The following is a 20,208-nucleotide window of genomic DNA, read 5'->3' as shown; positions in this document are numbered from 1 at the left end:
GGGTACGCCAAATGTTGCAACCAAAGCGTACAAAATTCCGCAAGCAGATGACTGGCCACAACCGTGGTCTGGCACTGCGCGGTAGCAAAGTCAGCTTCGGCGAATTTGCTCTGAAAGCTGTTGCTCGCGGTCGTCTCACCGCCCGCCAGATTGAGTCGGCACGTCGTGCTCTGACCCGTCACGTAAAACGTGGCGGTAAAATCTGGATCCGTGTGTTCCCGGACAAGCCGATCTCCAAGAAGCCTCTCGAAGTGCGGATGGGTAAAGGTAAAGGTTCCGTGGAGTACTGGGTTGCCCAGATCCAGCCAGGCAAAGTCCTGTACGAGATCGAGGGTGTTTCTGAAGAGTTGGCGCGTGAGGCTTTCGCCCTGGCGGCTGCAAAGCTGCCTCTCGCCACCTCCTTTGTTAAGCGGACGGTGATGTGATGAAAGCGAATGAACTTCGTGAAAAATCAGCACAGCAGCTGAACGAGCAACTGCTCGGCTTGCTGCGCGACCAGTTCAATCTGCGTATGCAGAAAGCAACTGGCCAGTTGGGGCAGTCGCACCTGCTCTCGCAAGTTAAGCGTGACATCGCTCGCGTGAAAACTGTGCTCAACCAGCAGGCAGGTAAGTGATCATGGCTGAAGCTGAAAAAACCGTCCGTACGCTGACTGGCCGTGTCGTCAGCGACAAGATGGACAAAACCATCACCGTACTGATCGAGCGTCGCGTAAAGCACCCGATCTACGGTAAATACGTTAAGCGTTCGACTAAGCTGCACGCGCACGACGAAACCAACCAGTGCCATATCGGCGACAAGGTCTCCATCCGCGAGACCCGTCCGCTGGCCAAGACCAAGTCCTGGGCACTGGTTGAAGTTCTCGAACGCGCTGTTGAAGTCTAAGGGCTAAGGGTCGGAGAAATTTTATGATTCAGACTCAATCCATGCTCGATGTGGCCGATAACAGCGGCGCTCGTCGCGTCATGTGCATCAAGGTTCTCGGCGGTTCGCACCGCCGTTACGCCGGCATCGGTGACATCATCAAGGTAACCGTCAAGGAAGCAATTCCTCGCGGTAAAGTGAAGAAAGGCCAAGTGATGACTGCTGTTGTAGTCCGCACTCGCCACGGTGTCCGTCGTGCTGACGGCTCCATCATCCGCTTTGATGGCAATGCTGCTGTTCTGCTGAACAACAAGCAAGAGCCGATCGGCACCCGTATCTTTGGGCCAGTGACCCGTGAACTTCGTACTGAGAAGTTCATGAAGATCGTCTCGCTCGCCCCAGAAGTGCTGTAAGGAGATCCGACATGCAAAAGATTCGTCGTGACGACGAGATCATCGTGATCGCCGGCAAAGACAAAGGTAAGCGCGGTAAGGTGCTCAAGGTTCTCGCTGACGACCGTCTGGTCGTTGGTGGGATCAACCTGGTGAAGCGTCATACCAAGCCTAACCCGATGTCGGGCGTACAGGGCGGTATCGTCGAGAAAGAAGCGCCACTGCACGCTTCCAACGTCGCCATTTTCAACGGCGAAACCAACAAGGCTGACCGCGTTGGTTTCAAAGTAGAAGACGGCAAAAAAATTCGTGTCTTCAAGTCGACCCAAAAAGCGGTTGATGCTTGAACACTGCTAGGTAGAAGACCATGGCACGACTGAAAGAGATTTACCGGAACGAGATTGCTCCCAAGCTTAAGGAAGAACTTAAGCTGGCGAACGTGATGGAAGTTCCGCGCGTTACCAAGATCACCCTGAACATGGGTCTGGGCGAAGCTGTCGGCGACAAAAAAGTCATCGAACACGCTGTTGCTGACCTGGAGAAGATCACCGGTCAGAAAGCCGTTGTGACTTTCGCTCGGAAATCCATCGCGGGCTTCAAAGTCCGTGAAGGCTGGCCGATCGGCGTTAAAGTTACCCTGCGCCGTGATCGTATGTACGAATTCCTGGACCGCCTGCTGGCGATCTCCCTGCCTCGGGTTCGCGACTTCCGCGGCCTGAATGCCAAGTCCTTCGATGGTCGTGGCAACTACAGCATGGGCGTGAAAGAGCAGATCATCTTCCCGGAAATCGACTACGACAAGATCGATGCTCTGCGCGGTCTGGACATTACCCTGACCACCACTGCCAAGAACGATGATGAAGGCCGCGCTCTGATGCGTGCTTTCAAATTCCCGTTCCGCAACTGATTGGAGTAGGAAAATGGCCAAGAAGAGCATGAAGAACCGTGAGCTGAAGCGTCAGCTCACCGTTGCCAAGTACGCCAAGAAGCGTGCCGAGCTGAAAGCGACCATCGTGAACCTGGAAGCAACTCCAGAAGAGCGTTTTGCCGCCGTCGTAGCTCTGCAGAAGCAACCACGTGACGCTAGCGCTGCGCGCCTGCGTAACCGTTGCCGCATCACCGGTCGTCCACACGGCGTTTACCGCAAGTTCGGCCTCGGCCGTAACAAGCTGCGTGAAGCAGCAATGCGCGGTGACGTTCCAGGTCTGGTTAAAGCCAGCTGGTAAGACGTACCGGCAGCGTCCAGGTGGCGGGGGAGCAATCTTCCGACCACCGGTGACCTTGCAACGAAACAAGCCCCTTCTGGGGCTTGTTTCGTTTCTGGGAACTGTCTAGAATGACCGGCTCTCCTGAGCCCGGGTTTTTACGCCCGGCGATTTCAGGGGACTGTAGTAGCCGAGAGGCTAATTTTTCTTGTATCAGGAGCGTCTAGCCCATGAGTATGCAGGACCCGTTAGCGGACATGCTAACTCGCATCCGTAATGCCCAGATGGCTGAAAAGTCCGTCGTAAGCATGCCTTCGTCGACTCTGAAGGTTGCGGTAGCCAAAGTTCTGAAAGACGAAGGTTACATCGCTGGCTACCAAGTCAGCAGCGAAGTAAAACCATCGCTTTCCATCGAGCTGAAATACTTCGAAGGCCGTCCGGTCATCGAGGAAGTCAAGCGCGTAAGTCGTCCAGGCCTGCGTCAGTACAAGTCCGTCGAAGAACTGCCGAAAGTACGTGGCGGTCTGGGCGTGTCTATCGTCTCCACCAACAAAGGTGTGATGACTGATCGTGCTGCGCGCGCTGCCGGTGTCGGCGGCGAAGTTCTCTGCACAGTGTTCTAAGGGGGGATAAGCATGTCTCGCGTCGCTAAGAACCCCGTTAAGCTGCCAGCCGGTGTCGAAGTCAAATTCGTCGGCCAACAGCTTTCGGTGAAGGGTGCCAAGGGCACTCTCGAACTGAACGTTCACTCGTCGGTTGAAATTGTTGAAGAAGCTGGTGAGCTGCGTTTCGCTGCTCGCAATGGCGATCAACAAACTCGCGCTATGGCCGGTACTACCCGCGCCCTGGTGAACAACATGGTCCAGGGCGTAAGCCAAGGCTTCGAGCGCAAGCTCCAGCTGGTCGGTGTTGGTTACAAAGCACAAGCCAAAGGCACCGTGCTGAACCTGGCACTCGGCTTCTCGCATCCAGTGGATTACGAACTGCCGGCCGGTATCACCGCAGAGACCCCAAGCCAGACCGATATCCTGATCAAGGGTATCGACAAGCAGCTGGTAGGTCAGGTGGCCGCTGAAATCCGCGACTTCCGTCCACCAGAGCCGTACAAAGGCAAGGGTGTGCGTTACGCGGACGAAGTCGTCCGTCGTAAAGAAGCCAAGAAGAAGTAGGGCCTAGCAAATGACCGACAAAAAAGTTACTCGACTGCGTCGCGCTCGCAAAGCACGCCTGAAAATGCACGAACTCGAAGTCGTGCGTCTCTGCGTGTTCCGCTCCTCGCAGCACATCTACGCCCAGGTCATTTCGGCCGACGGCAGCAAGGTTTTGGCCAGTGCCTCGACCTTGGACAAAGAACTGCGTGATGGTGCCACCGGCAACATCGACGCGGCCACTAAGGTTGGCAAGCTGGTAGCTGAGCGCGCGAAAGCCGCCGGTGTATCTCAAGTTGCCTTTGACCGTTCCGGCTTCAAGTACCATGGCCGCGTCAAAGCGCTGGCTGATGCTGCTCGTGAAGGCGGGCTGGAGTTCTAAGTTATGGCAAATAACGATCAAAAGCGCGACGAAGGCTACATCGAGAAGCTGGTTCAAGTTAACCGCGTTGCTAAAACCGTCAAAGGCGGCCGTATCTTCACTTTCACCGCGTTGACCGTGGTTGGTGATGGTAAAGGTCGTGTTGGCTTCGGCCGTGGCAAGTCGCGCGAAGTACCTGCTGCGATCCAGAAAGCCATGGAAGCTGCTCGTCGCAACATGATTCAGGTAGACCTGAACGGCACTACTCTGCAGTACGCCACCAAGTCCGCCCATGGCGCGTCGAAGGTGTACATGCAGCCTGCCTCGGAAGGTACCGGTATCATCGCCGGTGGCGCAATGCGTGCCGTCCTGGAAGTTGCTGGCGTTCAGAACGTCCTGGCCAAGTGCTATGGCTCGACCAACCCAGTGAACGTGGTTCATGCCACTTTCAAGGGTCTGAAGGCTATGCAATCTCCTGAGTCCATTGCTGCCAAGCGCGGCAAGAGCGTTGAGGAGATCCGCTGATCATGGCTACCGTTAAAGTAACGCTGATCAAAAGCACCGCCGGCCGTCTCCCTAACCACAAACTGTGTGTTAAGGGTCTGGGTCTGCGCCGCATCGGTCACACTGTAGAAGTCCTGGATACTCCCGAGAATCGCGGGATGATCAACAAGGCTTACTACATGCTGCGCGTCGAGGGTTAATCGATGAAACTCAATGATCTGAGTCCAGCGCCGGGTTCCCGTCGCGAGAAGCATCGTCCGGGCCGTGGTATCGGTAGCGGTTTGGGTAAGACTGGTGGCCGCGGCCACAAAGGTCAAACCTCCCGTTCCGGTGGCACCATTGCTCCAGGCTTTGAAGGCGGTCAACAGCCGCTGCACCGTCGTCTGCCGAAATTCGGCTTCGTTTCCCTGAAAGCCATGGACCGCGCAGAAGTGCGTCTGTCCGAGCTGGCCAAAGTGGAAGGCGACGTTGTCACCGTGCAATCCTTGAAGGATGCCAACGTGATTAACCAAAGCGTACAGCGTGTGAAAATCATGCTGTCCGGCGAAGTTACTCGCGCGGTCACCATCAAGGGTATCGCAGCCACCAAAGGTGCGCGTGCGGCTATCGAAGCAGCTGGCGGCAAGTTCGAGGAATAAATGGCTAAGCAAGGTGCTCTCTCTTCGCTCGGCAAAGGCGGGATGTCTGAACTCTGGGCTCGTCTGCGTTTTCTGTTCCTGGCGATCATCGTCTACCGGATAGGCGCACACATCCCAGTTCCAGGTATCAACCCGGACCGGCTGGCGGAACTGTTTCGACAGAATGAGGGGACCATTCTTAGCTTGTTCAACATGTTTTCCGGCGGCGCGCTGGAACGGATGAGCATCTTTGCACTGGGGATCATGCCGTACATTTCGGCATCGATCATCATGCAGCTGATGACCGCCGTTAGCCCGCAGCTGGAGCAGTTGAAGAAGGAAGGTGAAGCTGGCCGTCGCAAGATCAGCCAGTACACCCGCTACGGCACCGTTATCCTGGCGCTGGTCCAGGCCATTGGCATGTCCATTGGTCTGGCCGGTCAGGGCGTGGCGTTTTCTGCTGACTTTGGCTTCCATTTCGTTGCGGTGTCCACTTTCGTGGCCGGCGCGATGTTCATGATGTGGCTGGGCGAGCAGATCACCGAGCGCGGTGTAGGCAACGGTATCTCGATGTTGATCTTCGCAGGTATCGTCGCCGGTCTTCCGAGAGCAATCGGGCAGTCTTTCGAGTCTGCACGCACAGGCGATATCAATATTTTCGCCCTGGTCGCTATCGGTTTGCTGGCAGTAGCGATTATCGGTTTCGTGGTGTTCATTGAGCGTGGTCAGCGTCGTATCGCCGTTCACTACGCCAAGCGTCAGCAGGGCCGCAAGGTCTTCGCTGCGCAGACCAGCCACTTGCCGTTGAAAGTGAACATGGCGGGCGTAATTCCTGCCATTTTCGCGAGCAGCATCTTGCTGTTCCCGGCTTCGCTGGGTGCCTGGTTCGGTCAGTCCGAAGGTATGGGCTGGTTGCAGGACATCTCGCAGTCGATCGCTCCTGGTCAGCCGTTGAATATTCTGCTGTTTAGTGCAGGGATTATTTTCTTCTGCTTCTTCTATACGGCGTTGATGTTCAATCCGAAAGACGTAGCGGAAAACCTGAAGAAGTCCGGTGCCTTTATTCCGGGTATCCGTCCGGGCGAGCAGTCGGCGCGCTACATTGATGGCGTTCTGACCCGCTTGACCATGTTCGGTGCTCTTTATATGACGGCCGTGTGTCTGCTTCCCCAGTTCCTGGTGGTCGCGGCAAACGTTCCGTTCTACCTTGGCGGGACCTCGTTGCTGATTGTGGTAGTGGTTGTGATGGACTTCATGTCCCAAGTACAATCGCACCTCGTTTCGCACCAGTACGAATCCCTGATGAAGAAAGCCAACCTGAAAGGCTACGGTGGCAGCGGTCTGCTGCGCTGATTGACCCTTAAGGTTCGAGGAGTTGGTGATGAAAGTTCGTGCATCGGTGAAAAAGCTGTGCCGTAACTGCAAAATTATTCGCCGCGAAGGTGTCGTTCGAGTAATTTGCAGTGCGGAACCACGTCACAAGCAGCGCCAAGGCTGATTGTGATCTGCGCTTCAAACCCAGCAGCTAGTGCGCTGCTGGGTTGATTATTTGTTTCTACAGCGATATTATCTCGCGCCCTATTTCTTGGCTTCCGGGGCGTAGGTAGCTGTCAATTGGAGTCCCACTGAATGGCCCGTATTGCAGGCGTCAACATTCCAGATAACAAGCACACTGTTATCTCGCTGACCTACATCTATGGTGTTGGTCGCACTACTGCACAGAAAATCTGTGCAGACACTGGGGTCAACCCAGCCGCAAAGATCAAGGATCTGAGCGACGAGCAGGTTGAATCGCTGCGTACTGAAGTTGCGAGGTACATCACCGAAGGTGATCTGCGCCGTGACATCAACATGAAAATCAAGCGGTTGATGGACCTGGGTTGCTACCGCGGCCTGCGTCATCGTCGGGGTCTGCCAGTACGCGGTCAGCGTACCAAGACCAACGCGCGTACCCGTAAGGGCCCGCGTAAGCCGATCCGCAAGTAATCGCACCAGCGAATCGACAGGAATTTAGAAATGGCAAAACCTGCTGCTCGTCCTCGTAAAAAAGTCAAAAAGACAGTGGTTGATGGCATCGCCCACATCCATGCGTCTTTTAACAACACCATCGTGACCATCACCGATCGTCAAGGTAACGCTCTGTCCTGGGCTACCTCCGGCGGTTCGGGTTTCCGCGGTTCCCGCAAGTCCACCCCGTTCGCTGCTCAGGTAGCTGCTGAACGTGCTGGTCAAGCTGCGCTGGAATATGGTCTGAAGAACCTCGACGTCAACGTCAAGGGTCCAGGTCCAGGTCGTGAGTCCGCTGTTCGTGCTCTGAACGGCTGTGGCTATAAGATCGCCAGCATCACCGACGTGACGCCAATCCCGCATAACGGGTGCCGTCCGCCGAAGAAGCGCCGCGTGTAATCAGGAGACAGATAAATGGCACGTTACATTGGTCCAAAATGCAAACTGTCTCGTCGTGAAGGCACCGATCTGTTCCTGAAGAGCGGCGTTCGCGCTCTGGAATCGAAGTGCAACATCGAAGCAGCCCCAGGTATCCACGGTCAGCGCCGCGGTCGTCAGTCCGACTACGGCACCCAGCTGCGTGAGAAACAAAAAGTTCGTCGTATCTACGGCGTCCTCGAGCGTCAATTCAGCGGTTACTACAAGCAAGCGGCCTCCAAGAAGGGCGCTACTGGTGAGAACCTGCTGCAACTGCTCGAGTGCCGTCTGGATAACGTCGTTTATCGTATGGGCTTTGGCGCTACTCGTGCCGAATCCCGTCAGCTGGTTTCGCACAAAGCGATCAGCGTAAACGGCAAGACTGTAAACGTTCCGTCCTACCAAGTTCGTCCGGGTGACGTGGTCGCGGTTCGCGAGAAGTCGCTGAACCAGCTGCGCATTGTTCAAGCCCTTGAACTGTGCGCCCAGCGTGGCCGCGTTGAGTGGGTAGATGTGGATGCTGCCAAGAAGTCGGGCGTTTTCAAGAACGTTCCTGCTCGCAGTGACCTGTCCGCCGACATCAACGAAAGCCTGATTGTCGAGCTCTACTCCAAGTAAGGGCTAGAAAATAGGTGCATCCATGCAGATTTCGGTAAATGAGTTCCTGACGCCCCGCCACATCGATGTGCAGGTCGTCAGTCCAACCCGCGCTAAAATCACGCTCGAGCCTCTCGAGCGTGGCTTTGGCCATACCCTGGGCAACGCGCTGCGCCGCATCCTGTTGTCCTCCATGCCTGGCTGTGCAGTAGTCGAGGCCGAGATTGACGGTGTACTCCATGAGTACTCGGCAATCGAAGGTGTACAGGAAGATGTCATTGAAATCCTGTTGAACCTGAAAGGCCTGGCTATCAAACTGCACGGTCGTGACGAAGTTACGCTGACCTTGTCGAAGAAGGGTTCGGGGGTGGTTACCGCTGCCGATATTCAGCTGGATCATGATGTCGAGATCGTTAACCCCGATCACGTAATCGCTAACCTGGCGTCCAACGGCGCCTTGAACATGAAGCTCACCGTAGCTCGTGGTCGTGGTTATGAACCGGCCGATTCGCGTCAGAGCGATGAAGACGAAAGCCGCAGCATTGGTCGCTTGCAGCTCGACTCTTCGTTCAGCCCGGTTCGCCGTATCGCATACGTGGTGGAAAACGCCCGTGTCGAGCAGCGTACCAACCTGGACAAGCTGGTAATTGATCTGGAAACCAACGGTACTCTGGATCCTGAAGAGGCTATCCGTCGCGCTGCAACCATCCTGCAACAGCAGTTGGCTGCGTTCGTCGACCTCAAAGGTGACAGTGAACCAGTGGTTGTCGAGCAGGAAGACGAGATCGATCCGATCCTGCTTCGCCCGGTTGACGATCTGGAACTGACTGTACGTTCGGCTAACTGCCTTAAGGCGGAAAACATCTACTACATCGGCGACCTGATTCAGCGTACCGAAGTAGAGCTGTTGAAGACTCCGAACCTGGGCAAGAAATCCTTGACTGAAATCAAGGACGTTCTGGCCTCCCGCGGTCTGTCCCTCGGCATGCGCCTCGACAACTGGCCGCCTGCAAGTCTTAAGAAGGACGACAAGGCGACTGCCTGATCGTCGTAATCACCGAACGTAGTGTTTGGTAAGGAATGAACCCATGCGTCATCGTAAAAGTGGACGTCACCTGAGCCGTACCAGCTCTCACCGTAAGGCCATGTTCCAAAACATGGCGGTGTCGCTGTTCGAGCACGAGCTGATCAAAACTACTCTGCCAAAAGCCAAGGAACTGCGCCGCGTTGCCGAGCCGCTGATCACCCTGGCCAAGGAAGACAGCGTTGCTAACCGTCGTCTGGCTTTCGACCGTACTCGTTCGAAAGAAATCGTCGGTAAGCTGTTCAACGATCTGGGCAAGCGCTATGCCACCCGTCAGGGCGGCTACCTGCGTATCCTCAAGTGCGGCTTCCGCGCTGGCGATAACGCACCTATGGCGTACGTCGAGCTGGTTGATCGTCCTGTCGGTGGCTCGGTTGAAGCTGCTGAGTAAGGCGAACAGTCTGTAACAAGAAGCCGGGCCTAGTGCCCGGTTTTTTGTGTCTGCATGTATTGTAATAATCTATTGATATGAATCAGTTAATGAATTTGTTGTTGTCATAGTTGTGGTCGATACTCATCCCGAGCCGATTAGCCGGCCGTTCAAGACCGATAGGGAGAGAGAGCATGAGCCAGAACAAAATACTGACCACCGCCAGCGGCGCGCCGGTGGCCGACAACCAGAATTCGCGTTCGGCAGGCCCGCGTGGCCCGTTGTTGCTGGATGACTTCCACCTGATCGAGAAACTCGCGCACTTCAACCGCGAGAACATCCCTGAGCGCCGCGTACACGCCAAAGGCTCGGGTGCCTATGGCACCTTCACCGTCACCCGCGATATCACCCAGTACAGCTGCGCCAGGCTGTTCAACAGCGTTGGCAAGCAGACCGAAACCTTCCTGCGCTTCTCCACGGTCGGTGGCGAGCGTGGTTCGGCCGATACCGAGCGTGACCCACGTGGTTTCGCCCTGAAGTTCTACACCGAAGAAGGCAACTGGGACATCGTTGGCAACAACACTCCAGTGTTCTTCATCCGTGACCCACTGAAATTCCCCGACTTTATCCACACCCAGAAGCGCCTGCCGCAAAGCAACCTGAAAAGCGCGCAGATGATGTGGGACTTCTGGTCGCATTCGCCCGAGGCGCTGCACCAGGTCACCATCCTGTTCTCAGACCGTGGGATCCCGGACGGCTACCGTCACATGCACGGCTTCGGCAGTCACACCTATAGCCTGATCAATGCTCAGGGCCAGCGTACCTGGGTCAAATGGCACTTCAAAACCAGGCAGGGCATCAAGAACCTGGCCCCCGCCGATGCCGCGCGCCTGGCTGGCACCGACCCGGACTACGCCCAACGCGACCTGTTCGAAGCGATCGAGCGTGGCGACTTCCCGAAATGGGCCGTGTGCATTCAGGTGATGAGCGAGGAAGAGGCGGCCAGCCGCGATGAAAACCCGTTCGACGTGACCAAGACCTGGTCGCAGAAGGACTACCCGTTGATCGAGATCGGCGAGCTGGAGCTCAACCGCAACCCGCTGAACTACTTTGCCGAAGTCGAACAAGCGGCGTTCGGCCCGAGCAACATGGTGCCGGGGGTTGGCCTGTCGCCGGACCGCATGCTTCAGGGCCGCGTATTCGCCTACGCAGACGCACATCGCTACCGTGTCGGGACCAACCACCAGCAACTGCCGGTCAACGCCCCACGTAGCCCGGTGAACAGCTACCAGCGTGATGGCTCGATGGCTTTTGGCAGCAACGGCGGTGCGGCACCGAACTACGAGCCGAACAGCTACGCCAATGCGCCGAAGCAGGCTCCTCAGTACGCGGAGCCTTCACTGGCCCTGAACGGTGTCGCCGATCGTTACGATCACCGCGAAGACACCGACTACTACAGTCACGCCGGGGCGCTGTTCCGCCTGATGAATCCGGAGCAGAAGGCCCTGCTGATCAGCAACATCGCCGGCGCCATGGCCGGGGTGACTGAAGACGTGGTTCAGCGCCAGCTGCAACACTTCTTCAAGGCCGATCCGGCCTATGGCGAAGGAATTGCCAAGGCTTTGGGCCTGAATCTCGCCTAAGTCGAAGTGATAAGAAGAACCGCCCTCATTTGGGCGGTTTTTCAATGAATATCACTACCGTTTGCCCGCTTTTTTGCACTTTTATGCCCGATTCTCAGTGACCTTCCGGTCATCCTGGTTCAAACTATGTCTTTCACACAGGGAGAGGCAGGGCGATGCAAGGTCACCCGGACGTAATCGATTATCTCAACACGTTGCTGACGGGCGAACTGGCGGCACGTGACCAATATTTCATTCACTCGCGGATGTACGAAGACTGGGGCTTGAGCAAGCTCTACGAGCGTATCAACCACGAAATGGAAGAAGAGGCGCAACACGCCGATGCCCTGATGCGTCGTATCCTCATGCTGGAAGGCACCCCGCGCATGCGTCCTGACGACCTGGACGTTGGCACCACCGTGCCGGACATGATCGCCGCCGACCTGCGCCTTGAGTACAAGGTGCGCGCTGCGCTGTGCAAAGGCATCGAGTTGTGCGAGCTGCACAAAGACTACATCAGCCGCGACATCCTGCGCCTGCAGCTGGCCGATACCGAAGAAGATCACACCTACTGGCTGGAAAAGCAGCAGGGCCTGATCAAGTCGATCGGCCTGGAAAACTACCTGCAATCGCAGATGTAATTTTCCCGATCAAAAAAAGCCCCGCCAGTGCGGGGCTTTTTGTTATCTGGGGATCTCTTGGTGGGAGCGGGCTTGCCCCGCGATGCGATAGACAAACCGCAATCGAGGGGCAAGTCGCACCGCCGCTCCTACATCAGGCGCGATCCCGCTCAAGCAGCGGCTTGAGGTAGTAGCCGGTGTACGACTGCTTCATCTCGGCCACGTCTTCCGGCGTACCAAAGCCGATGATCTGCCCGCCCTTGGAGCCGCCCTCGGGGCCTAGGTCGACGATCCAGTCGGCGGTCTTGATCACGTCCAGGTTGTGCTCGATCACCACCACAGTGTTGCCGTGATCGCGCAGGCGGTGCAGTACATCGAGCAACTGCTGGATATCGGCAAAGTGCAGGCCGGTGGTCGGCTCGTCGAGGATGTACAGGGTCTTGCCGGTATCGCGCTTGGACAGCTCGCGTGACAGCTTGACCCGCTGCGCCTCGCCACCTGACAGCGTGGTCGCCGACTGCCCGAGCTTGATGTAGGACAGACCGACATCCATCAGCGTCTGCAGCTTGCGCGCCAGCGCCGGCACCGCGTCGAAGAACTCGCGGGCTTCCTCGATGGTCATTTCGAGGACCTCGTGGATGTTCTTGCCCTTGTACTTGATCTCCAGGGTTTCGCGGTTGTAGCGCTTGCTCTTGCACACATCGCACGGCACGTAGATGTCCGGCAGGAAGTGCATCTCAACCTTGATCAGGCCGTCGCCCTGGCAGGCCTCGCAGCGCCCACCCTTGACGTTGAACGAGAAGCGCCCCGGGCCGTAACCGCGCGAGCGCGACTCCGGGACGCCGGAGAACAGTTCGCGGATCGGCGTGAACAGGCCGGTGTAGGTCGCCGGGTTCGAGCGCGGGGTGCGGCCGATCGGGCTCTGGTCAATGTCGACCACCTTGTCCAGGTGCTGCAGGCCATCGCAGCTGTCGTGCGGCGCCGCTTCCAGGGTGCTGGCGCCATTGAGGGCGGTGGCACTGAGCGGGAACAGCGTGTTGTTGATCAGCGTCGACTTGCCCGAACCGGACACGCCAGTCACACAAGTCAGCAGGCCGATCGGGATGTCCAGGTCGACGTTCTGCAGGTTGTTGCCGCGCGCGCCCTTGAGCTTGAGCGAAAGCTTCTTGTTACGCGGAGTACGCTTGGCTGGTACGGCAATCTTGACCCGGCCCGACAGGTACTTGCCGGTCAGCGAATCCGGATGGGCCATGACCTCGGCCGGCGTCCCTTCGGCGACGATCTGGCCGCCGTGCACGCCGGCGCCCGGCCCGATGTCCACCACGTAGTCGGCCAGGCGAATGGCGTCCTCGTCGTGCTCGACCACGATCACCGTGTTGCCGATGTCGCGCAGGTGATTGAGGGTGCCGAGCAAACGGTCGTTGTCGCGCTGGTGCAGGCCGATGGACGGTTCGTCGAGGATGTACATCACCCCGACCAGGCCGGCGCCGATCTGGCTGGCCAGGCGGATACGCTGGGCTTCGCCGCCCGAAAGAGTGTCAGCGCTGCGGTCGAGGGTCAGGTAGTCGAGGCCGACGTTGACCAGAAACTGCAGGCGTTCGCAGATTTCCTTGAGAATCTTGTCGGCAATTTCGCCACGTCGACCGGTCAGTTTCAGGCCACCGAAGTAGCCGCTGGCTTCGCCGATCGGCAGGCAGGTGACCGCCGGCAGGGTTTTCTCGCCGACCCATACATGCCGCGCCTCGCGACGCAGGCGGGTACCGCGGCAATCCGGGCAGGGCTGGGTGCTGAGGAACTTGGCCAGTTCTTCACGCACGGTCGCCGATTCGGTCTCGCGGTAGCGCCGCTCCAGGTTCGGCACGATGCCTTCGAACGGGTGTGAGCGCTTGACGATATCGCCACGGTCGTTGAGGTACTTGAAGTCGACGTTCTGCTTGCCGCTGCCGTGGAGGATGACTTTCTGCTGCTCGGCCGGCAGTTCGCCGAAGGGGATTTCGAGGCTGAAGTCATAATGCGCGGCCAGCGAGCCGAGCATCTGGAAGTAGTAGACGTTGCGCCGGTCCCAGCCGCGGATCGCGCCTTCGGCCAGGGTCAACTCGCCATTGACCAGGCGCTTGGTGTCGAAGAACTGCTTGACCCCAAGGCCGTCGCAGGTCGGGCAGGCGCCGGCCGGATTGTTGAAGGAGAACAGCTTGGGTTCCAGCTCGCTGATCGCATGGCCGCAGATCGGGCAGGCGAAGCGGGCGGAGAAGATCATCTCCTCGAACGGCTCGTCATCCATCGAGGCGACCAGGGCGATGCCGTCAGCCAGCTTCAGCGCGGTTTCGAATGACTCGGCCAGGCGCTGTTGCAGGTCTTCGCGAACCTTGAAACGGTCGACCACCACTTCGATGGTGTGCTTTTTCTGCTTGTCCAGCTTCGGCAGTTCATCGAGTTCGAACAGCTTGCCGTTGACCCGCGCACGGACAAAGCCCTGGGCGCGCAGTTCTTCGAAGACCGCCAGGTGTTCACCCTTGCGCTCGCGAATCACCGGCGCCAGCAGCATCAGCTTGCTGCCTTCTGGCTGGGCCAGCACCAGGTCGACCATCTGGCTGACGGTCTGTGCTTCCAGCGGGATGTCATGGTCCGGGCAGCGCGGGGTGCCGACGCGGGCGTAAAGCAGACGCAGGTAGTCGTAGATTTCAGTGATGGTGCCGACGGTCGAACGCGGGTTGTGCGAGGTCGACTTTTGCTCGATGGAAATCGCCGGCGACAAACCTTCGATGGTGTCGACGTCGGGTTTTTCCATCATCGACAGGAACTGCCGGGCATAGGCCGACAGCGATTCGACATAGCGGCGCTGGCCTTCGGCGTACAGGGTATCGAAGGCCAGGGACGACTTGCCGGAACCGGACAGGCCGGTAATGACGATCAACTTGTCCCGGGGCAGGGTCAGGTCGATGTTCTTCAGGTTGTGGGTTCGTGCCCCACGAATCAGGATCTTGTCCACTGCGGCCTCGCTCGGCGGGCATAAACGGTTGAGTATACGGCTCCATGCCATTACGCGGCAAAGCGTCGCGTATATGCCGTTAAGCGATGGGACTGGTAGAATCGCCGCCGGTTCACACGAGGTTTATCCATGCACGATCCCCACAGCGAACGCATGAGTGGCAGCGAGACCCGCGCCGCAGGCGGCCTGGCCCTGGTGTTCGCCTTCCGTATGCTGGGCATGTTCATGGTCCTGCCGGTACTGGCGACCTATGGCATGGACCTGGCCGGTGCCACTCCGGCATTGATCGGCCTGGCCATTGGTGCCTACGGTCTGACCCAGGCCTTCCTGCAGATTCCGTTCGGGGTGATTTCCGATCGCATCGGCCGCCGCCCGGTGATTTATCTGGGGCTGGTGATCTTTGCCCTGGGCAGCGTGCTGGCGGCCCAGGCCGACTCGATCTGGGGGGTGATCGCCGGACGCATCCTGCAAGGCGCCGGGGCGATTTCTGCCGCGGTCATGGCCTTGCTCTCGGACCTGACCCGCGAACAGCACCGCACCAAAGCCATGGCCATGATCGGCATGAGCATCGGCTTGTCGTTCGCCGTGGCCATGGTCGTCGGCCCGCTGGTCACCCGTGCCTTCGGCCTGTCCGGGCTGTTCCTGGCCACGGCGGCCATGGCCGTGGTCGGTATTGCGATCATTGCCTTTGTGGTGCCGCCGTCCCACGGCGCCCTGCAGCATCGCGAATCCGGGGTCGCCAAGCAGGCGCTGATGCCGACCCTGCGCCACCCGGACCTGCTGCGCCTGGACGTCGGCATCTTTGTGCTGCATGCCATTCTGATGGCCAGTTTCATCGCGTTGCCGCTGGCCTTCGTCGAGCGTGGCGGTCTGCCGAAGGAAGAGCACTGGTGGGTGTACCTGATTGCCTTGCTGATTTCATTCTTTGCAATGATCCCGTTCATTATCTACGGCGAAAAAAAGCGCAAGATGAAACGTGTCCTGCTGGGCGCGGTCAGTGTGTTGATGCTTACCGAGCTATTCTTCTGGCTGTCAGCAGACAACTTGCACGAACTGGTGATCGGCACCGTGATATTCTTCACCGCCTTCAACCTGCTGGAGGCATCCTTGCCTTCACTGGTAAGCAAGGTGTCGCCCGCCGGCGGCAAGGGCACGGCCATGGGGGTGTATTCCACCAGCCAGTTCCTTGGCGCCGCGCTGGGAGGAATTCTCGGTGGCTGGTTGTTCCAGCACGGTGGCCTGAGCACGGTGTTCCTTGGCTGTGCAGCGTTGTGTGCCCTGTGGTGGGGCGTGGCGCTGAGCATGCGTGAACCGCCGTACGTGACCAGCCTGCGCATGCCGTTATCGGCCGAGGCGGTACGGGAAGCGGGGCTGACCGAGCGGCTGATGGCCGTCCCGGGTGTGACCGACGCAGTGGTGGTGGCCGATGAAGCCGCCATCTATATCAAACTTGATACACAAATTTTGGATCGCACGACCCTGGAACGCCTGGTAAACCCGGCTTCCTCCGCGTGCGAAGCCTAGGAGAACGTTATGGCCCGTGGGGTTAACAAAGTCATTCTGGTCGGTACCTGCGGCCAGGATCCCGAAGTCCGCTACCTGCCCAACGGTAACGCCGTGACCAACCTGAGCCTGGCTACCAGCGAGCAGTGGACCGACAAGCAGACCGGCCAGAAGGTCGAGCGCACCGAATGGCACCGCGTTTCGATGTTCGGCAAGGTTGCCGAGATCGCCGGTGAATACCTGCGCAAAGGTTCGCAAGTCTACATCGAAGGCAAGCTGCAGACCCGCGAGTGGGAAAAAGACGGCATCAAGCGTTACACCACTGAAATTGTCGTCGACATGCAGGGCACCATGCAGCTGCTCGGCGGCCGTCCACAGAATCAGGACGGCGCCCCGCAAGGCGGCAACAACTACAACCAGGCGCCACGCCAGCAGGCTCCGCGTCCGCAGCAGTCCGCGCCGCAACAGCAGCGTCCAGCACCACAGCAGGCCGCACCGCAGCCGGCTCCGGACTTCGACAGCTTTGATGACGATATTCCGTTCTGACCAGCCGTAGAGACTTTCCCGTAAAGTTTCTTCTGAAAGCCCCCGCATTGCGGGGGCTTTGTCATTTCAGGGGGGAAGTTTCCTGTTGACTCAATTCTGCTAACGCCCCTCGGTGCTTCTTGAGGCCAGGTTTTTCCTGCTGCAGGCGACTTGCCTGAGACGATCAGGCCAATTGCTACACGCGGTCCTTGGCATGATCTAAGCTCCAAGCAGGATGGGGGTTTCGAGCAGGGGTTTCCATGCGAAGCACACCTGAAAACAGTCTGAAACACGCGTTGAAAACCTGTAGAGACAGCTTTGTTTCTGTTGGTTTTTTTAGTTTTTTCATTAACGCGTTAATGCTCGTCCCTACCTTCTATATGCTTCAGGTATATGGCCGAGTGATGGCTAGCGGAAGCCTGACGACCCTGGCCATGCTTACGCTGATCATGACCGGGCTGCTGATCACGCTCGCCTCCCTGGAGTGGGTTCGTTCGCGCATCATGATTCGGGTCAGTACCCGGCTGGATGTGTTGTTGAGTCGTCAGGTTTATAAGGCCAGTTTCAAGCGGGCTCTGGAAAGTGGCGGCATGGATGCTTCGGCGCAGTCGCTCAACGACTTGACGGGCTTGAGGCAGTTTCTTTCCGGCAACGGTCTGTTCGCCTTTTTCGACGCTCCCTGGTTGCCGATCTATATCGCGGTGATGTTCGCGTTTCACCCCTGGTTTGGTTGGGTCGCGACGGGCAGCGCCGTGTTGTTGCTACTGCTCGCATTTATCAATGAGAGGCTGACCGGACCGGTACTGGCCCAAGCCAACAAGGAGCATATCGGCGCAACGCTCTACACCACCAAGAACCTGCGCAACGCCGAGGTCATCGAGTCCATGGGCATGCTTGAAACCCTGATGGATCGGTGGGGGCGTCGGCAGAGGAGCGTGCTGTTGCTGCAGTCCCTGGCCAGTGATCGAGCCGCGCTTTTCAGCACGCTTTCCCGGTCGTTCCGGCTCCTGGTGCAATCACTGGTGCTGGGACTGGGGGCCTACCTGGCGGTGGATCATCAGGTGGGCGCAGGTATGGTGTTCGCGGGAGCTGTGCTGCTGGGGCGTGCACTGGCCCCAATCGATCTGATCATCGGTGGCTGGAAAGGCTTTATTGCCGCGCGCTCGCAGTACAGCCGTCTGAACGACATCCTCGACAAACAACAAGCGCAACCCGAGCGTCTGTCTTTACCTGCGCCCCAGGGGCACGTGCAGGTCGAGAATCTGATTGTTGCGGCACCTGGCTCGAAAACTCCGATCATCAAAAATATCAGTTTCAGCGTACCTGCCGGTTGCGTGGTGGGAATCATCGGTCCAAGCGCCTCGGGCAAGTCGACACTGGCCAGGGCACTGATGGGTGTATGGGCGCCCCAGCAGGGCGTGGTCCGGCTGGATGGCGCGGACATCAGTGCCTGGGACAAACAGGAGCTTGGCCCGCATATTGGTTATTTGCCTCAGGATATTGAACTGTTCGAAGGCAGCGTCGCCGAGAACATTGCCCGTTTCGCCGAGGTCGATTCGGCGAAAGTCATTCAAGCTGCCAGGACGGCTGGCGTTCACGAAATGATTTTGCTGTTGCCTGATGGCTACGACACCATCATTGGCAGCGAGGGCGTCATGCTGTCGGGAGGGCAGCGCCAGCGCATCGGGCTGGCTCGCGCCCTGTATGGCAACCCGCGGCTGATTATTCTCGACGAGCCCAACTCCAATCTTGACGACGTCGGCGATCGCGCCCTGGCTGCAGCCATCCAGCAGCTCAAGCAGACCGGCGCGACCCTCTTTGTAATTACTCACCGAACCAACATCGTCTCGCAACTTGACCGGCTCATGGTGATGAGAGCCGGGGTTATCAGTCTCTATGGGCCACGCGACCATGTGCTGGCCGAACTCAACGCGCAGCAACCGCCGGTACAAAAGCCCGCCATGCCAGCACCAGCAGGTGCCAGCGTAGCCCCGGTCGAGACCAGCAAGGGCAATGGCAATGACCTCTACGATGCCCAACCGTCAAATTGAAAGCTTCGCCGACCTGCCCATAGCAGATCGAAAAATCCGCCGCCTGGGCCTTGGCATTGTGGGGATTACTTTTGGCCTGTTCGGCACCTGGGCGGCAATTGCACCCCTCGACGGAGCCGCTTACGCGCCGGGGGTGGTCACCGTGCAGGCCTATCGCAAAACGGTCCAGCATCTTGAAGGCGGGATTGTCAAAGACGTGCTGGCCCATGACGGGGACATCGTCAAGCGTGATGACCCGTTGATCGTTCTCGATGATGCCCAGCTACGCTTCGAGTACGAGATGGCCAGAGGCCAGTTGGTTGCGGCCAGTGCCATGGAGGCAAGGCTTATCGCCGAGCGCGACACGCTCCCGGTGATTGGCTTTGGGCAGATCGCCGATCTCGCCAGCCTGCGAGGAGAGGAAGCGCGCCAGGGCGAGACTCAGGTTTTCAATGCCCGGCAGGGTTCGCGGCTGGGCCAGATAGCGGTGCTGCGCGAGCGCATTGGCCAGTTGAATCAACAGATCAAGGGATTGGAGTCGATGATTGCTGCCAAGGTTGGCCTGGAGAAATCCTACAGTGGTGAAATCAAAGAGTTGAGCGATCTGCTGCATCAGGGGTTCGTCGACAAACAACGTCTGCTCGAACAGGAGCGCAAGCTGGGGATGCTCAGGTCGGAGGTGGCGGATCACCGTTCCGCTATTAACCGGACGCGCCTGCAAATCAACGAAACGCAGTTGCAGATTCTGCAAGTCGACAAGGATTTTAATGCCGACGTTGCCAAGCAACTGGCTGAGGTCCAGACCCGGATATATGACCTGCAAGAGAAAACCTCGGCCCTGGAAGACCGGCTCAACCATATCGTCATCCGTGCGCCCGATGCGGGCATGGTGATTGGCATGACAGTGCACACCATTGGTGGGGTAGTGCGGCCAGCGACGCCGTTGCTGGACATCGTTCCATCGGTTTCCGAACTGGTCATCGAGGCCCAGGTGGCGCCAGTGGATATTGATCGCATTGCCATCGGCAAGCGCGCCGATATCCGTTTCGGTGCGTTCAAGAGTTCGACAACCCCGGTGATCGAAGGTGAGGTCAGCAGCGTGTCGGCTGACCGGCTTACCAATGAAAAGACCGGGGCAGCCTATTACCTGGCGCGGGTCCGGGTAACCGAAAAGGGCGCGCGCACCTTGGGTGAGCGCAAGTTGTTGCCGGGGATGCCGGCGGACGTGTTGATCATCACCGGGCAACGCACGCTGTTGCAGTACTTGATGCAGCCGGCCCGCGATGTCATGTCTCAATCAATGATCGAGGAATGACCGTGGGCATGTCGTCGGGTCTTCTGGGGGGAGTGTGC

At 58.3% G+C, this 20,208-nt stretch carries 27 protein-coding genes; 26 read left to right on the top strand and 1 reads right to left on the bottom strand.

What is annotated here, in order from left to right:
- Positions 1-11 precede the first annotated feature (11 nt).
- From rplP to bfr, 22 genes are all read left to right on the top strand, one after another.
- On the top strand, positions 12-425 hold the full coding sequence (gene rplP / locus LOY45_RS23965) for a 50S ribosomal protein L16 (RefSeq protein WP_003255479.1): 414 nt from the start codon (positions 12-14) through the stop codon (positions 423-425).
- Entirely contained in the window at positions 425-616 is a 192-nt protein-coding gene (rpmC, locus tag LOY45_RS23960; protein WP_002555481.1) for a 50S ribosomal protein L29, read from the top strand. Before rplP ends, rpmC begins: the two co-directional genes overlap by 1 nt.
- Positions 617-618: 2 nt before the next feature.
- Positions 619-885 carry a 30S ribosomal protein S17 gene (gene rpsQ / locus LOY45_RS23955; RefSeq protein WP_008374160.1) on the top strand — a complete coding sequence of 89 codons (267 nt, stop codon included), beginning with the start codon at positions 619-621 and terminating at the stop codon, positions 883-885.
- A 23-nt stretch (positions 886-908) separates the two neighbouring features.
- The gene (gene rplN, locus LOY45_RS23950; protein WP_002555479.1) at positions 909-1,277 is read left to right on the top strand and encodes a 50S ribosomal protein L14; all 369 of its coding nucleotides are present in this window, start codon (positions 909-911) and stop codon (positions 1,275-1,277) included.
- 11 nt (positions 1,278-1,288) lie between these two features.
- Entirely contained in the window at positions 1,289-1,603 is a 315-nt protein-coding gene (gene rplX, locus LOY45_RS23945) for a 50S ribosomal protein L24 (protein ID WP_009397501.1), read from the top strand.
- Between the two features lie 20 nt (positions 1,604-1,623).
- Positions 1,624-2,163 (top strand): 50S ribosomal protein L5, encoded by a 540-nt coding sequence (rplE, locus tag LOY45_RS23940; RefSeq protein WP_010220311.1) that lies wholly within the window; start codon positions 1,624-1,626, stop codon positions 2,161-2,163.
- Between the two features lie 13 nt (positions 2,164-2,176).
- Positions 2,177-2,482, top strand: coding sequence for a 30S ribosomal protein S14 (rpsN, locus tag LOY45_RS23935; RefSeq protein ID WP_038998487.1), 306 nt, complete (start codon positions 2,177-2,179; stop codon positions 2,480-2,482).
- A 209-nt stretch (positions 2,483-2,691) separates the two neighbouring features.
- Entirely contained in the window at positions 2,692-3,084 is a 393-nt protein-coding gene (gene rpsH / locus LOY45_RS23930) for a 30S ribosomal protein S8 (RefSeq protein WP_010220313.1), read from the top strand.
- Between the two features lie 12 nt (positions 3,085-3,096).
- On the top strand, positions 3,097-3,630 hold the full coding sequence (rplF, locus tag LOY45_RS23925) for a 50S ribosomal protein L6 (RefSeq protein WP_010220314.1): 534 nt from the start codon (positions 3,097-3,099) through the stop codon (positions 3,628-3,630).
- Between the two features lie 10 nt (positions 3,631-3,640).
- On the top strand, positions 3,641-3,991 hold the full coding sequence (gene rplR / locus LOY45_RS23920) for a 50S ribosomal protein L18 (RefSeq protein WP_009397496.1): 351 nt from the start codon (positions 3,641-3,643) through the stop codon (positions 3,989-3,991).
- Between the two features lie 3 nt (positions 3,992-3,994).
- Entirely contained in the window at positions 3,995-4,495 is a 501-nt protein-coding gene (gene rpsE / locus LOY45_RS23915) for a 30S ribosomal protein S5 (RefSeq protein WP_010220316.1), read from the top strand.
- A gap of 2 nt (positions 4,496-4,497) precedes the next feature.
- The gene (gene rpmD / locus LOY45_RS23910) at positions 4,498-4,674 is read left to right on the top strand and encodes a 50S ribosomal protein L30 (RefSeq protein ID WP_010220317.1); all 177 of its coding nucleotides are present in this window, start codon (positions 4,498-4,500) and stop codon (positions 4,672-4,674) included.
- 3 nt (positions 4,675-4,677) lie between these two features.
- A complete protein-coding gene (gene rplO / locus LOY45_RS23905; protein WP_115085069.1) occupies positions 4,678-5,112 on the top strand; it encodes a 50S ribosomal protein L15 in 435 nt (144 codons plus the stop codon).
- Complete coding sequence (secY, locus tag LOY45_RS23900) at positions 5,113-6,444, top strand: preprotein translocase subunit SecY (RefSeq protein WP_010220319.1); 1,332 nt, start codon at positions 5,113-5,115, stop codon at positions 6,442-6,444.
- A gap of 28 nt (positions 6,445-6,472) precedes the next feature.
- A complete protein-coding gene (gene rpmJ / locus LOY45_RS23895) occupies positions 6,473-6,589 on the top strand; it encodes a 50S ribosomal protein L36 (protein WP_002555468.1) in 117 nt (38 codons plus the stop codon).
- 131 nt (positions 6,590-6,720) lie between these two features.
- On the top strand, positions 6,721-7,077 hold the full coding sequence (gene rpsM, locus LOY45_RS23890) for a 30S ribosomal protein S13 (protein ID WP_258578461.1): 357 nt from the start codon (positions 6,721-6,723) through the stop codon (positions 7,075-7,077).
- Positions 7,078-7,107: 30 nt separating this feature from the next.
- Positions 7,108-7,497, top strand: a complete 390-nt coding sequence (gene rpsK, locus LOY45_RS23885) for a 30S ribosomal protein S11 (RefSeq protein ID WP_002555466.1) — start codon at positions 7,108-7,110, stop codon at positions 7,495-7,497.
- A 15-nt stretch (positions 7,498-7,512) separates the two neighbouring features.
- Entirely contained in the window at positions 7,513-8,133 is a 621-nt protein-coding gene (gene rpsD / locus LOY45_RS23880) for a 30S ribosomal protein S4 (RefSeq protein WP_010220321.1), read from the top strand.
- A gap of 22 nt (positions 8,134-8,155) precedes the next feature.
- The gene (locus LOY45_RS23875) at positions 8,156-9,157 is read left to right on the top strand and encodes a DNA-directed RNA polymerase subunit alpha (RefSeq protein WP_003186012.1); all 1,002 of its coding nucleotides are present in this window, start codon (positions 8,156-8,158) and stop codon (positions 9,155-9,157) included.
- Between the two features lie 43 nt (positions 9,158-9,200).
- Positions 9,201-9,587 (top strand): 50S ribosomal protein L17, encoded by a 387-nt coding sequence (rplQ, locus tag LOY45_RS23870; RefSeq protein ID WP_002555463.1) that lies wholly within the window; start codon positions 9,201-9,203, stop codon positions 9,585-9,587.
- Between the two features lie 173 nt (positions 9,588-9,760).
- Positions 9,761-11,209 (top strand): catalase, encoded by a 1,449-nt coding sequence (locus LOY45_RS23865; RefSeq protein ID WP_115085070.1) that lies wholly within the window; start codon positions 9,761-9,763, stop codon positions 11,207-11,209.
- A gap of 155 nt (positions 11,210-11,364) precedes the next feature.
- Complete coding sequence (gene bfr, locus LOY45_RS23860; RefSeq protein WP_045200027.1) at positions 11,365-11,829, top strand: bacterioferritin; 465 nt, start codon at positions 11,365-11,367, stop codon at positions 11,827-11,829.
- A 133-nt stretch (positions 11,830-11,962) separates the two neighbouring features.
- Here bfr and uvrA read toward each other — a convergent pair whose 3' ends face one another.
- The gene (gene uvrA / locus LOY45_RS23855) at positions 11,963-14,797 is read right to left on the bottom strand and encodes an excinuclease ABC subunit UvrA (RefSeq protein ID WP_115085071.1); all 2,835 of its coding nucleotides are present in this window, start codon (positions 14,795-14,797) and stop codon (positions 11,963-11,965) included.
- 129 nt (positions 14,798-14,926) lie between these two features.
- Here uvrA and LOY45_RS23850 point away from each other — a divergent pair, with 129 nt between their 5' ends.
- From LOY45_RS23850 to LOY45_RS23835, 4 genes are all read left to right on the top strand, one after another.
- Positions 14,927-16,321 carry an MFS transporter gene (locus LOY45_RS23850; RefSeq protein WP_115085072.1) on the top strand — a complete coding sequence of 465 codons (1,395 nt, stop codon included), beginning with the start codon at positions 14,927-14,929 and terminating at the stop codon, positions 16,319-16,321.
- 9 nt (positions 16,322-16,330) lie between these two features.
- Positions 16,331-16,846: a single-stranded DNA-binding protein gene (locus LOY45_RS23845; RefSeq protein WP_115085073.1), complete on the top strand. Its 516-nt coding sequence runs from the start codon at positions 16,331-16,333 to the stop codon at positions 16,844-16,846.
- 239 nt (positions 16,847-17,085) lie between these two features.
- Positions 17,086-18,876 (top strand): type I secretion system permease/ATPase, encoded by a 1,791-nt coding sequence (locus tag LOY45_RS23840; protein WP_115085074.1) that lies wholly within the window; start codon positions 17,086-17,088, stop codon positions 18,874-18,876.
- Positions 18,857-20,170, top strand: a complete 1,314-nt coding sequence (locus LOY45_RS23835) for an HlyD family type I secretion periplasmic adaptor subunit (protein WP_115085075.1) — start codon at positions 18,857-18,859, stop codon at positions 20,168-20,170. The genes LOY45_RS23840 and LOY45_RS23835 overlap by 20 nt, the downstream gene beginning before the upstream one ends.
- The last annotated feature ends 38 nt before the right edge of the window (positions 20,171-20,208 follow it).

Origin of the sequence: Pseudomonas wadenswilerensis (assembly GCF_024749185.1) — a bacterium.
In the GTDB taxonomy this organism is placed as follows: Bacteria; Pseudomonadota; Gammaproteobacteria; order Pseudomonadales; family Pseudomonadaceae; genus Aquipseudomonas; species Aquipseudomonas wadenswilerensis.
The sequence above is the reverse complement of the archived record's forward strand: the minus strand, read 5'-3'. Positions and strand labels throughout refer to the sequence as shown.